Below are 13715 nucleotides of genomic sequence, written 5' to 3'. Positions count from 1 at the left end.
GGGCTTTTTTTATTTGTGTTCTTTAATGAAATATTTTCGTTGAAACAGGAGAATAAAACTAACTCCTATGGTAATGTAAGAATCTGCAATGTTAAATACCGGGCGAAAGAAAATATAATGTTCACCCCCCCACAAAGGTAGCCAATCAGGAAATCTTCCTTCCAACAAAGGAAAATAAAGCATATCAACTACCTTACCATGCAAAAAGGATGAATAACCACCTGCTTCAGGCAGAAAGGTTGCAACCTGATAGTAGCTATCATTAAAAATTAATCCATAAAATGCGCTATCGATAATATTTCCCATGGCTCCTGAAAAAATCAAGGTAATTGAAACAATGAGTCCTAAAGGAGCTTTCTTGCTACAAATATCGTAGAGATACCAACCAATACCACAAACGGCAAAAATCCGAAACAAACTCAAAAGTATTTTGCCCCATTCGCCTTCCAATTCCATTCCAAATGCCATTCCATTATTTTCAATAAAATGAACAAGGAACCAATCTCCAAACACCGAAAACTCTTCGCCGAGCATCATATGTGTTTTGATCCAAATTTTTACTACCTGATCCAAAACCAGAAGTACCACAATAAGTGCTACCGATTTCTTAAATAAAGACATGTTGAATATTTAAACGTTTACTGCAAATCTATTTTTCAGAATCAAATAAAATCTGAGTGCATTAAATAAAAATGATTGGAAGAATATTCTTCCAATCATTAATTATATTCTATGCTATATCTTACTGCTTGTTTTTAGCCTCAATACTTAATGTAGCATGAGGAACAGCACGTAGTCTTTCTTTAGCGATTAAATTACCTGTTTCGCGGCAAATGCCATAGGTTTTATTTTGAATACGCAATAAAGCTAATTCCAGATGAGATATAAACTTAGCTTGGCGCTCGGCCAAACGTCCAGCTTCTTCCTTCGACATTGTTGATGCTCCTTCCTCTAACACTTTAAAGGTTGGTGAAGTATCTTCAGTATCGTTTCCTGAACTATTCGAGATTACGGCTTTTAATGTCACGTAATCTTTTTTCGCTTTTGCAAGTTTTACATTGATCAATTCTTTGAATTCCTGCAATTCCTCATCTGTATATCGCTTCTTTTCTGCCATTGTTTCAATTTTTTTTAAAGATAACAAAAAATCGATTATTCGCTAACTTTTTCAATCTTAATAAAGCTCTCTACACCTGGCTCAATCTCTACTGCTTTAGCTTCATTTTCCGATAACTTTTCTATCAATTCCACACTAATCGCAAGAGTCTGGCTTCCAATATATTCCTTGTGAGTTAGAACCGCTTCATTAATCGATTCATGCTTCATAATTTCAAGTTTTATTTTATCAGTTACATCAAAATCACTGTCTTTTCTTAGATTTTGAATTCGATTGATAAACTCACGAGCAATACCTTCTTTATGTAATTCATCAGTAATATTTACATCCATTGCAACGGTCAATTTGCCTTCATTAGCCACTAACCAGCCTGGAATATCCTCTGAAATAATTTCAACATCTTCGAGTGTTAAGCTAATGTTCTCGTCATTTACAGTGATGTCAAAACTTTCTGCTTTTTCGAAAGCAACAATATCTTCCTGAGTCATTTTACTGATAGCAGCTGCAATTTGTTTCATAATCTTACCATGTTTAGGACCTAAAGTCTTAAAATTAGGCTTGATTTTTTTCACCAAAACACCTGAAGTATCAGTAATGAACTCCATTTCTTTCACATTAATTTCGGACAGAACGATATGTTTAATGGCTTCCAATTGAGGAACCATTGTTTCATCCAAAATAGGAATGATGATTTTCTGCAATGGCTGACGAACACGAATCTTCACTTTACGACGCAAGCCTAAAGACATAGAAGAAATCTTCTGAGCCATATCCATGCGCTCTTCTAGAGCTTTATCGATAACTTCGGCATCGTACTTAGGAAAATCTACCAAATGAACAGATTCCTCGGTATAACGACCTGTAGCAGCATTCAAATCTTGAAACAACTGATCCATGTAGAAAGGAGCAATTGGTGAAGCCAAAACAGAGATGGTTTCTAAGCAACGGTAAAGAGTCTGATAAGCAGAAATTTTATCGGTAGAATATTCTCCTCCCCAATATCTCTTACGACACAAACGAACGTACCAATTCGATAGGTTTTCATTCACAAAATCCTGAATTAATCTACCTGCACGAGTTGGCTCATAAGCTTCGTAACACTCCTCCACTTCCTTAATCAATGAATTCAATAGAGAAAGAACCCAACGATCAATCTCAGGACGTTCTTCCATTGGAACATCAGCTTCGGAATAAGTAAATCCATCGATGTTAGCATATAATTGAAAGAAACTATAAGTATTGTATAGAGTACCAAAGAATTTACGACGAACTTCTTCAACACCACCTAAATCAAATTTCAAGTTATCCCATGGTTGAGCATTGGTAATCATATACCAACGCAATGGGTCTGATCCATATTTTTCAATGGTTGTAAAAGGATCGACTGCATTTCCATGACGCTTCGACATTTTGTTTCCTTTTGCATCCAATACCAATCCGTTAGAAATGATGTTTTCGAAAGCAACACCATCGAAACACATGGTTGCAATTGCGTGCAAGGTAAAGAACCATCCACGAGTTTGATCGACACCTTCAGCAATAAACTGAGCTGGGAACAACTTGTCGAAATTCTCTTTATTTTCAAATGGGTAATGTTGCTGTGCATAAGGCATAGCTCCTGAATCGAACCAAACATCAATTAAATCGAGTTCACGAACCAATTTTTGTCCTGTTTCACTTACCAGGAACAAACCATCAACATAAGGACGGTGCAAATCGAATTTTTCGTAGTTCTCTTTGCTGTTATCACCCTCTACGTAATCAGCTAAAATATTTTCGGTCATGAAACCTGCAGCTATCGATTTCTCGATTTCCGCTTTTAGTTCAGCAACCGAACCAATGCATTTAATTTCAGTACGATCTTCGCTCACCCAAATTGGTAACGGAGTTCCCCAGTAACGAGAACGAGAAAGGTTCCAATCTTGTAGGTTCTCTAACCATTTTCCAAAACGCCCCTCACCAGTTGATTTAGGTTTCCAGTTAATGGTTTTATTGAGTTCGATCATGCGATCGCGAACTTTTGTTGTTTGAATAAACCAAGAATCCAATGGATAGTACAGAATTGGTTTATCGGTTCTCCAACAATGAGGATAGTTGTGGACGTGTTTCTCTACTTTGAAAGCCAAGCTCTCTTTTTTCAAGGCTACAGCAATATCAATATCCAAAGTAGCATCCTTATCGGTTAAGTTTGGATCGTAAGCATTCTTCACAAAACGACCAGCATACTCACCATAAGCTTCTACATCTACAAAATTCTTCACGAATTCCTCATCAAGATCTTCGATATTGAAGAATTTACCCGTACGATCAACCATTGGTTGCATTTTTCCATCTTTATCGCGAAGGATAAGTGGAGAAATACCAGCAGCTTTGGCAACTCTATCATCATCGGCACCAAAAGTTGGCGCAATGTGAACAATACCCGTACCATCTTCAGTAGTTACAAAATCACCTAAAATTACACGAAAAGCGTCACCACCCTCTGGTTTCACCAAAGGCATAATTGGTTCGTATTTGATTCCTTCTAAGTCGGTTCCTTTGTGCTCCGAAAGGGTTTTATAAGTCAATCGCTTATCGCCCGCTTTGTACTCTCCCAACTCAAGACCTTCATATTTTTTATCGAAGAAATTGTGGAATAAATCTTTGGCAATAAGTACAGCACAAGGTTTTCCAGTGTATGGATTAAAAGTGCGTACACGAAGATAATCTACTTTAGGACCAACGGCCAAAGCTGTATTCGATGGAAGTGTCCATGGAGTAGTTGTCCATGCAATAAAGTAAGCATCGCAATCTAAACCTTCATAAAGGAACTCACTCTTTGCATCGCGAGCTATTTTAAACATACCAACCGCGGTAGTATCTTTCACATCCTTATAACAACCTGGCTGATTTAACTCGTGGGTTGATAAACCAGTACCTGCAGCAGGCGAAAAGGGTTGGATGGTATATCCTTTGTAAAGCAAATCTTTTTCGAACATTTGCTTTAACAACCACCAAAGTGTTTCAATGTAACGATTATCGTAAGTAATATATGGCTCTTCCATATTTACCCAATAACCCATTTTTGAAGTCAACTCTTCCCACTCACGGGTGTATTTCATCACATTGGTACGACAAGCATTGTTGTAATCATCAACAGAAATTTTCTTTCCAATGTCTTCTTTTGTAATACCCAATTCTTTTTCAACTCCTAGTTCTACAGGTAAACCATGAGTATCCCAACCCGCTTTACGGTTTACCTGAAATCCTTTAAGAGTTTTGTATCTACAAACAATATCTTTAAGAGCACGTGCCATAACATGGTGAATACCAGGCATACCATTCGCAGAAGGGGGTCCTTCGTAAAAAACAAAAGTAGGATTCCCTTCACGAGTTTCCAAACTCTTCTCAAATGTGTTTTTTTCCTTCCAATCTTTTAGAATATTCTTGTTGATCTGTGAAAGATCAAGATTCTTGTACTCTGGGAATTTCGTGCTCATTTACTTGTAATATTTATCTTGAATTCGCTAATATCGATTCTCAATTGTTAACGCTTTTCTGGATACTAAACAGGTACTGACTAACAAATGATTATCGTTACTATTCCGATTTAAATTATCGTGTTTTATTTAAAAAGTTTACAAATATAGAAAAAATACAAGAATTGACGGGCATAGTGATTGCAGAATCAAGGGAGTAGGAGTAAAATAATCAATTCACAAAAAGGAAGTTCGTTAAGCAACCAACCAATTGCCCATAATCCGAAATTATTAAATATATTTAGCTTTAAATTCTAAATAAAAATCAAGATGCCAACTATAAAATCAAAATACCTGGGCAATTTACGAACTGAGTGTATTCATTTGCAATCGGGCAACAAAATTTTCACCGACGCACCTACTGATAATCAAGGCAAAGGAGAAGCATTTTCGCCTACTGATTTATTGGCTACCTCGTTGGGATCCTGTATCATGACCATTATGGGAATTGTGGCTCGCGATAACAACATAGATATTGTTGGCACCGAAATAGACATTACAAAGATCATGGCCAGCGATCCGAGAAGAGTATCGGAGGTAATTGTAGAGTTCAACTTTCCAGACAAAAAATACACCGCCGAAGAAAAAAAGATTATTGAAAGTGTAGCAGGAACCAGTCCTGTGCCCTTAAGTGTTCATTCGCAAATGACGCAAAGCATCAAATTAAATTGGCCAAAATAATTCTTATCAGAAGAAAATAAATGTATCATTATTTTTTGCCACTTTCACAATAAACCTCATTCATTATAATGATTTTAGTTACTGGAGGAACGGGTCTTGTAGGCTCGCATCTTATATTTGATTTGCTTTCGAAAGGGAAAAAAGTTCGCGCTTTAAAAAGACAAAGCAGTAATACTGAATTGGTGCGCAATACTTTTGCATACTACACCAAAAATGCAAACGAACTTTTCGAACGCATTGAATGGTTCGATGGCGATGTATTGGATCCACTTTCGCTGGAAGATGCACTTAAAGATATTAAGGAAGTTTACCATTGCGCTGCCCTGGTTTCCTTTAAAAAAAATGATTTTAAAAAACTTCAGGATATTAATGTGTTGGGTACCCGAAATATTGTAAATGAATGTTTGGAAGCAAAAATCAGAAAATTTTGCATGGTGAGTTCCATTGCTTCTTTGGGCTCGCCCGAAGAAGGTGAAAATACAGTTAACGAGCAAACACCCTGGACTCCGGAAGAAAAGCGCTCGAGCTATTCAAGCAGTAAGTTCAATTCTGAATTAGAAGTTTGGAGAGGTATTGAGGAAGGCTTGAATGCTGTAATTGTAAATCCATCGATTATTTTGGGTCCCGGACAATGGGAAAAAGGAAGTTCTCAGCTTTTTAGTTCGGTTGCCAAAGGTTTAAACTACTACACCAAAGGTGTTACTGGCTATGTTGATGTTCGTGATGTGAGCAGAGCCATGATTGAATTAATGGATAGTGAAATTAAAAATGAACGTTTTATTCTGAACAGCGAAGACTGCAGTTTCGAATTCATTTTAAAAAGCATTGCCAAAGCATTAAACATTCCTGGTCCTAAAAAGTATGCTAGTAAAAAAATGACCGAAATTGCCTGGCGACTGGCTTACCTGAAAAAGATCTTCCTATTTCAGCAGGACAGTTTTACCAAAGAAACAGCACGCGCGTCGCACAATGTAAAACACTACTACAATCGGAAAATAACCGAAGCTTTGGGTTTTGAATTTATTTCCATTAAAAAGAGTATTGAAGATACTTTAAAACATTATCCACAATAAAAAACCATCATTAATTAATGAACTTTTCATTTGAAAAATGAGGCTTAGAAATTGAGAAGGAGTTGGAACAAAAAACCCGATCTGAAAGGAAAGCCCAAAATAAATAATACTACGAGAATTGGCATAAAAAAGCCACTCCAACAGAATTGGAATGGCTTTGAATATATTGTATTTGTTTTTGTTACAAATTGAAGGCTTTCTTCACTTGTTCCTGATAATCTAACTTTTCCCAGGTAAACAGTTCAACTTCCAATTCAACACTATCGAAATAAGGAGAGTCGAATTTTTTAAGAACAGTACGAGGTGTTCGTCCCATGTGACCATAAGCCGCTGATTCTTCATAAATAGGATTCCGTAATTTTAAGCGCTGCTCGATAGCTGCTGGACGAAGATCGAATAATTCTTTCACTTTCTCGGCAATTTCACCATTGCTTATCGATAAATTAGAAGTTCCATAGGTATCTACAAAAATCCCCACAGGCTCGGCAACTCCAATTGCGTAGGAAAGTTGAACCAAAATCTCTTCGGCTACTCCTGCGGCTACCAAATTTTTGGCAATATGGCGAGCTGCATAAGCTGCAGAACGGTCTACTTTCGAAGGATCTTTTCCTGAAAATGCACCTCCTCCGTGAGCACCTTTTCCACCGTAAGTATCCACAATAATTTTACGACCAGTTAATCCTGTATCGCCGTGAGGTCCACCAATTACGAATTTTCCTGTTGGATTTACGTGCAAAATAAAATTATCATCGAACATGGCTTGCACGCGCTCTGGCAATTGCTTGATAACACGTGGAATTAGAATATTTCGAACATCTTTCTTGATTTTTGCCAACATCAAATCGTCATTCGGACCAAAATCATCGTGCTGAGTTGACACAACAATGGTATGTACTCTTTCGATGGTATTGTCATCGGCATATTGAATTGTAACCTGCGATTTTGAATCAGGACGAAGATAAGTCATTTCTCTGCCTTCGCGACGAATGGCAGCTAACTCGATAAGTAAACGGTGCGATAACTCAAGCGATAAAGGCATATAATCATCGGTTTCTTTACAAGCATAGCCGAACATCATTCCCTGATCGCCTGCTCCCTGCGACATTGGATCTTCGCGAACAACACCTCGGTTAATATCAGGAGACTGCTCATGAATAGCAGACAAAACGCCACAAGAAGTACCATCGAACTGGTATTCGCTTTTGGTGTAACCAATACGATTGATTACTTCGCGAGCAACTTCCTGAGCATCGATATAACAATTTGTTTTTACTTCGCCAGCAAGAAGTACCTGTCCGGTAGTAACCATTGTTTCACAAGCAACTTTCGAATTTGGGTCGAAAGCTAAAAACTTATCCAATAAAGCATCAGAAATTTGATCAGCAACTTTATCTGGATGTCCTTCAGAAACTGATTCTGATGTGAATAAATATCCCATAATGTTTAAATAATAATTAGTTGTAATGCCAATGGAATGAATTGAATTCATAAAATCGACAAGCATTGTTGTTTAAATCCGATAACTAAATAACGGAGTAGACGATACGGGAAAGCAATGGTTGGTTGTCTACATGCAGAAAAGCACAATAGTTCACCATTTAGCATTTTTTTCCGTGGTTGCAAGCAGCCAAATCTTTCCACTTAATTCGGTGCAAAGGAAAGTATTTTTTTGGAAAGAAACAAAACTAAGCTCTCGCTTTTACAACATTTTAACAAAAAGTACAGCTGAGAAACAGGGACTTCCAACCCAATAAAGAGCTGCAAGTCTTAATTATAGGGTTAACTCATGGAAAATATCTTCTAAGTTTTTCGATTGGGTTTTCATTTCCAAAATCACCAACTGATTAGAAACAGCAAATTCAAAAATATCTTTTCGGATGTCTTTTGCCGAAACAATGGAAAAACGATTCTCACCAACCAACTTATACGAATCAACACCAACAATTTTCTTTAATAAATCAGTCGGAAAATTAGATTCAAACTCCACTTCAACAATTTTAGAATCTTTTAAATTTGAAAGAAAATCAATGTTCCTATCGGCAACCAAATTTCCCTTGTTTACAATCAAAACCCGCTGGCAGCAGGCTTCTACTTCCTGCATAATATGGGTAGAAAGCATCACTGTTTTTTCTTTACCAATTTCTTGAATGAGCTTACGAATTTCCAACAGTTGATTTGGATCCAAACCAGTAGTTGGTTCATCTAGAATCAGAACTTTCGGATCATGAATTAAAGCCTGAGCAATTCCAACTCGCTGGCGATACCCTTTTGAAAGAGAGGCAATTTTTTTATTCTGCTCAGGACCTAATCCTGTTTGCTCAATCATTTCAGCAATCCGTTTGACCTTGTTCTTTCCCAACTTATAAATCGATGCAACATAATCGAGATATTCCTTCACATACATCTCCAAATACAAAGGATTATGCTCAGGCAGATATCCTATTTGCCTGCGAATTTCCAGTGAATTACTGCTAACATCTAAACCATTTACCTCTACCAAACCTGAAGTTTGCGGAATGGAACCCGCAATAATTTTCATCATGGTTGACTTCCCAGCTCCATTGGGACCCAAAAAACCAACTATTTCACCTTGCTTAATTTCAAAACTCAAATGATCCAAAGCTTTTTGCTTGCCATACAACTTGCTTACTTCCTGAACGTTTATCGACATATCGTTAAATTCATGATTTTACCCAAAGGCATTTCAAGTTGCTCAAAAAACACATTCTCTCTGCACTCTTTCTGCAACCTTTGTAAGGATCATCAAATTTATAAAATTTATCCCTTACCTTTGTCATTCAAAATTAAAACCTAAGAAATGAGTTTCTCGAATCACAAACATTTTTGCAACGATCTGTTTAACTACTCTCGCCGCCACTCATCAGAATCGAAAATAGGCACCACTCCTCTCGGAGGAAGCAATCCCATCCGCATTCAATCGATGACCAATACAGATACCAATAATATTGAAGCCAGTGTAGAACAATCCATCCGAATGATTGAATCGGGAGCAGAATATGTTCGATTAACCACTCAAGGTACCAAAGAAGCAGAAAACCTTAAGTTTATTAAAGAAGAGCTTGTAAAAAGAGGCTACCATACTCCTTTGGTTGCTGATATTCATTTTAATCCCGCGGCAGCTTTAATTGCTGCTAAATATGCCGATAAAGTTCGGATCAATCCGGGAAACTATGCCGACAAAAGAGCTGATTTTACCAATACAAACTATAGCGAAACAAAATATCAGGAAGACCTTGAAAAAATTAAAAGCAAATTCATCCCTTTGCTTCGTATTTGCAAGGAACACAATACAGCAATTAGAATTGGAACTAACCATGGCTCTCTTTCCGATCGAATTATGAGCCGATATGGCGATACGCCCCGGGGAATGGTAGAAGCTACTCTAGAATTTCTGCGCATTTGCCAAGAGGAAAACTTCCCCAACGTTGCCATTTCCATTAAATCGAGCAATACCGTAATGATGGTGAAAACCGTACGTTTACTCGTTCGCGAAATGGAAAAAGAAAGCATGCACTATCCTTTACATTTAGGAGTAACAGAAGCTGGAGAAGGAGAAGATGGTAGAATAAAATCGGCCGTAGGAACTGGTGCTTTGTTGAATGATGGAATTGGAGATACCGTTAGAATATCGCTCACTGAAGATCCTGAAGTTGAATCGCCAGTGGGAAAAAAATTAGTCGATTACATCGCACAAAAAACTGGACATAACATTATAAAACCAGTAGATGCAGATGTTGATCTTTTCGATTTTTACAAACGATCAACCCATTTGGTTGGCAATATAGGAAGCACGAAAGTTCCGGTTGTTGTAACCGATGCCAGTCACGAAAAATACATTACTACCGATCTACCAGAGGCTGCAGGTTTTCAATTAAATCCTGAAACTTTAGAATGGAAAAAAGGCAAACTAGCTAGTGATTATCTTTTTGTGAACGGATTTGATCCTGTTTTTGCCGATTATCCAAGAGAATTGGGAATTATTGTAGATCATGAATATTGGGAAATGGCCAATAATTTTGCCGAAAATACCTACCCCCTTTTTCAGGCAAAAAAATTTATAGCAATCAATCTATATGCTTTTCAAAGCGATATTTTCTTTATTGAATGCTCTTATTCCGATCTTACAGATGATTTTCTTCAACAAATAGCAAAGAATAAAAAAGTAATATTGGTCAGTTCATCGAATCATCAAAATGCTTTCGCCGAACAACGAGCTTTTGCCTTTCGGCTAATTCAAGCCAATTGCAAAGCTCCCGTTATTTTCAAACGCAACTTTACAGAATCGAATCTTGAAAACATTCACATTAAAGCTTCCGCTGATTTGGGAAGTCACTTTTTTGATGGACTAGGCAATGGAATTTGGCTCGATAATGATGGCGAACTTACACATGAAGAGATCAATTCAACATCCTTTGGTATTCTTCAGGCTGCACGTGTGCGAACCACAAAAACAGAATTTGTATCTTGTCCCGGTTGCGGAAGAACTCTTTTTCAATTACAAGATGTTGTTGCCGAAGTGAAAAAGCAATTTTCTCACTTAACTCATCTAAAAATTGGTGTTATGGGTTGCATCGTAAATGGTCCAGGCGAAATGGGAGACGTAGATTATGGATATGTAGGTGCTGGTCCTGGAAAAGTATCTTTATACAAAAATCGTGAAGTAATTAAGAAAAATATTCCTAGCGAAAATGCCATTCATGAACTTACAGAGATAATTAAGGGAAATGGAGATTGGATTGATAAATAAGTAATTGCAAATTTATCTTATCAATATATATTTTATACCTTGCATATAGATCAATTTTTAAGGCAAAATGAAGCACAAAATTACATTACTTATATTTCTTTTCCTTTTTAATTTTGCATATGCTGACAAACTCGAATTAAGCGGAATTTTTCTAGGTAAGAATGTTTACGTAATGAATCCTTTTTCCGATTCTGGAGTTGGCTTTTGTGTCTTTGAGGTCAGTGTAAATGGTCAGACCACTTCTGATCAAATTAATAGCAGCGCTTTCGAAATAGATTTATCGAAATTTAATTTTCCGATTGGAACAAAAATAATCATAAGCTTAAGCTATAAAAATGGCTGCATTCCTAAAATAATTAATCCTGAAGCCATTAAACCCAAAAGTTCTTTTAGCTTACAAGAGTCTCATGTTAATGAAAGTGGATTGCTGAAATGGACAACGAAAGGTGAATTAGGTTCCTTACCATTTATCGTCCAACAATATCGCTGGAACAAATGGATTACCATTGGACAAGTAGAAGGAATTGGGTGTCCGGGAATTCATAACTATGAACTTGATGTTCGTCCACACTCGGGAAAAAATAGGTTTCGAATTTACCAAGTCGATTACACTGGGGAAGCTCACTATACTAAAGAATTTGAATACCAATCGAATAGGGCAGCAATTAAATTTGGACCCGAAAAAATAAAAAACGAACTGCTATTCTCACATGAAACTTTGTATGAAATTTACGATAACTACGGAAATATTGTTTTTAAAGGTTTTGGGCAGAAAATAAAATTAGACGAATTACAAAATGGTTTGTATTATATCAATTACGACAATAACATGGGCAGTTTCCGTAAAAAATAGTTACCACTCATTCAAAATAAATCCAAAATAGATTCTCCCTTCTCTAAATCCAAATAATGTGTTTGCAAGCCCAGTAATCGAGCTGCATCTATATTTGCTCGCATATCATCTACAAAGAGCGTCTCTGAAGCTTTTAGTCCCTCCTTTTCAAGCAGAGAAGTATAGATTTTTGGATCTGGCTTTCTTAAACCCATATTATGGGAATAGTAATCTTTTTCGAAAAAATCAGAAAGACAGGTTCCATGTACTTTTTGAATCATTCCCATATAGGCTTCCCAATGTATAATATTTGTGTTGCTCAAAAGAAACAAGCGGTGATTCTCTTTTAATTTTCCTAACAATTCTAAACGCTCATAGGGAAGATCTAAAAGCATGGAATTCCATGCAGAATCAATTTGTTCATCACTTACCGTAGCATTGATATGCGTTCTTATTTCAGTACGGAATTCATCGGCACTTATCATTCCTTTCTCCAAGCGGTCGAACAAGCCATTTGTTTGATATTCTTTTTTCACAAGAGAGGTATCTGATAAGCCAATTTCTTTAAAACTCTTAACTGCCTGATCCGTATTGATATTGAGGATAACTCCGCCAAAATCAAAAATTATATTTGGGATTGAATTGTATTTTTGCATAAAAAATCTGTTTCAAGTGTTGAATAATTCAATACAAATATGTAATATTGCACACCGAAAACAAAGGTAAAAGCTTGCTTTTATTATATTTGTTTTTCGAGGGCCTATAGCTCAGCTGGTTAGAGCACCTGACTCATAATCAGGGGGTCCATGGTTCAAGCCCATGTGGGCCCACCCCCAATATCAAGCAGTTACGATTATTTCGTAGCTGCTTTGTTTTTTCTGATACATACAAATATTGGATCAATTCAAATTGCAGATAATGTAAATCTGCTGGAGTAAAACTTTATATCACTTATATTTTTAAGGTCTAAAAGACAAAAATTACGAAATTGTAATTTCAAATAAGTGGATGATCAAATTGTAGATCATACCAGTAATTAAAAAATTAGCAAATAAGCTGATTTAAAGACTTTATTAGTGCAATAAATAATAAGTTACCTATTTACTGTTTTGGAACCTAAAACTGCATCAAAATAACTTTCTGTGTAATAAAAACGATCTGCTTAGAATCTTTAGATTTAAAAATAGAGGAAATAAGTTTTTACAAACATACACAACTCCTATCCTGATAAACATCGAATCAATTAGGAAGTAAAACTTGTATCTAAAGGTGATTTCTAGAAGAATGAAACATCTGTAAACGTGTTAAAAATTTTCCATGAATCAACTCTCTAAAATTTTTTCCAAAAAAAAAAGAGTTTTACTCCATAAGGAATAAAACTCTTTTGAAAGTTGGCGTCGACCTACTCTCCCACATCTCTGCAGTACCATCGGCGCTAATAAGCTTAACTTCTCTGTTCGGAATGGGAAGAGGTGGAACCTTATTGCAATAAACACCTAAAAAAGGTAAATTCTAATTAACTTTTTCGTTTAATTAAGAATTTAATATTTAATGATCAGGATTACTCCTTACAAATCAATCTTACAAAAAAGAGTCTCACTCCACAAGGAATAAGACTCTTTTAAAGGTTGGCATCGACCTACTCTCCCACATCTCTGCAGTACCATCGGCGCTAACGGGCTTAACTTCTCTGTTCGGAATGGGAAGAGGTGGAACCCCGTTGCTA

The 13715-nt window shown here is 36.6% G+C and carries 10 protein-coding genes, 1 tRNA gene and 2 rRNA genes; 5 read left to right on the top strand and 8 right to left on the bottom strand.

The window, feature by feature from the left end; translation table 11 throughout:
* Window positions 1-9: 9 nt before the first annotated feature.
* The 3 genes from ABYT26_RS07040 to ileS all read right to left on the bottom strand — a co-directional run bounded on the left by ABYT26_RS07040 (window position 10) and on the right by ileS (window position 4596).
* On the bottom strand, window positions 10-621 hold the full coding sequence (locus ABYT26_RS07040) for a lipoprotein signal peptidase (protein WP_372752282.1): 612 nt from the start codon (window positions 619-621) through the stop codon (window positions 10-12).
* A gap of 121 nt (window positions 622-742) precedes the next feature.
* Window positions 743-1117: a TraR/DksA family transcriptional regulator gene (locus tag ABYT26_RS07035; protein ID WP_372752281.1), complete on the bottom strand. Its 375-nt coding sequence runs from the start codon at window positions 1115-1117 to the stop codon at window positions 743-745.
* A gap of 35 nt (window positions 1118-1152) precedes the next feature.
* On the bottom strand, window positions 1153-4596 hold the full coding sequence (ileS, locus tag ABYT26_RS07030; RefSeq protein WP_372752279.1) for an isoleucine--tRNA ligase: 3444 nt from the start codon (window positions 4594-4596) through the stop codon (window positions 1153-1155).
* Between the two features lie 309 nt (window positions 4597-4905).
* Between ileS and ABYT26_RS07025 the strand changes: the two genes are divergently transcribed.
* Window positions 4906-5316 (top strand): OsmC family protein, encoded by a 411-nt coding sequence (locus ABYT26_RS07025; RefSeq protein WP_372752277.1) that lies wholly within the window; start codon window positions 4906-4908, stop codon window positions 5314-5316.
* Between the two features lie 68 nt (window positions 5317-5384).
* Window positions 5385-6389: an NAD-dependent epimerase/dehydratase family protein gene (locus tag ABYT26_RS07020; RefSeq protein WP_372752275.1), complete on the top strand. Its 1005-nt coding sequence runs from the start codon at window positions 5385-5387 to the stop codon at window positions 6387-6389.
* A 181-nt stretch (window positions 6390-6570) separates the two neighbouring features.
* Here the strand turns inward: ABYT26_RS07020 and metK are convergent, their stop codons facing one another.
* Together metK and gldA are read right to left on the bottom strand one after the other, a co-directional pair.
* A complete protein-coding gene (metK, locus tag ABYT26_RS07015) occupies window positions 6571-7827 on the bottom strand; it encodes a methionine adenosyltransferase (protein WP_372752374.1) in 1257 nt (418 codons plus the stop codon).
* A 333-nt stretch (window positions 7828-8160) separates the two neighbouring features.
* Window positions 8161-9060 (bottom strand): gliding motility-associated ABC transporter ATP-binding subunit GldA, encoded by a 900-nt coding sequence (gldA, locus tag ABYT26_RS07010; RefSeq protein ID WP_372752273.1) that lies wholly within the window; start codon window positions 9058-9060, stop codon window positions 8161-8163.
* A 147-nt stretch (window positions 9061-9207) separates the two neighbouring features.
* Here gldA and ispG point away from each other — a divergent pair, with 147 nt between their 5' ends.
* Both ispG and ABYT26_RS07000 read left to right on the top strand, forming a co-directional pair.
* Window positions 9208-11157 (top strand): (E)-4-hydroxy-3-methylbut-2-enyl-diphosphate synthase, encoded by a 1950-nt coding sequence (gene ispG, locus ABYT26_RS07005; RefSeq protein WP_372752271.1) that lies wholly within the window; start codon window positions 9208-9210, stop codon window positions 11155-11157.
* 67 nt (window positions 11158-11224) lie between these two features.
* The gene (locus tag ABYT26_RS07000; RefSeq protein ID WP_372752269.1) at window positions 11225-12010 is read left to right on the top strand and encodes a hypothetical protein; all 786 of its coding nucleotides are present in this window, start codon (window positions 11225-11227) and stop codon (window positions 12008-12010) included.
* 11 nt (window positions 12011-12021) lie between these two features.
* On the opposite strand, the gene ABYT26_RS06995 is transcribed toward ABYT26_RS07000, so the two are convergent.
* Window positions 12022-12645: an HAD family hydrolase gene (locus ABYT26_RS06995; RefSeq protein ID WP_372752268.1), complete on the bottom strand. Its 624-nt coding sequence runs from the start codon at window positions 12643-12645 to the stop codon at window positions 12022-12024.
* Between the two features lie 100 nt (window positions 12646-12745).
* On the opposite strand from ABYT26_RS06995, the gene ABYT26_RS06990 reads away from it, so the two are divergent.
* Window positions 12746-12819 (top strand) — tRNA-Ile (locus ABYT26_RS06990).
* Between the two features lie 559 nt (window positions 12820-13378).
* Here the strand turns inward: ABYT26_RS06990 and rrf (ABYT26_RS06985) are convergent.
* Both rrf (ABYT26_RS06985) and rrf (ABYT26_RS06980) read right to left on the bottom strand, forming a co-directional pair.
* A 5S ribosomal RNA gene (rrf, locus tag ABYT26_RS06985) occupies window positions 13379-13489 on the bottom strand.
* A gap of 126 nt (window positions 13490-13615) precedes the next feature.
* A 5S ribosomal RNA gene (gene rrf, locus ABYT26_RS06980) occupies window positions 13616-13715 on the bottom strand; the annotation flags it as partial.

The sequence above is a fragment of the Labilibaculum sp. genome, assembly GCF_041595635.1.
In the GTDB taxonomy this organism is placed as follows: Bacteria; Bacteroidota; Bacteroidia; order Bacteroidales; family Marinifilaceae; genus Labilibaculum.
This window is presented reverse-complemented; position numbering and strand designations above follow the sequence as displayed.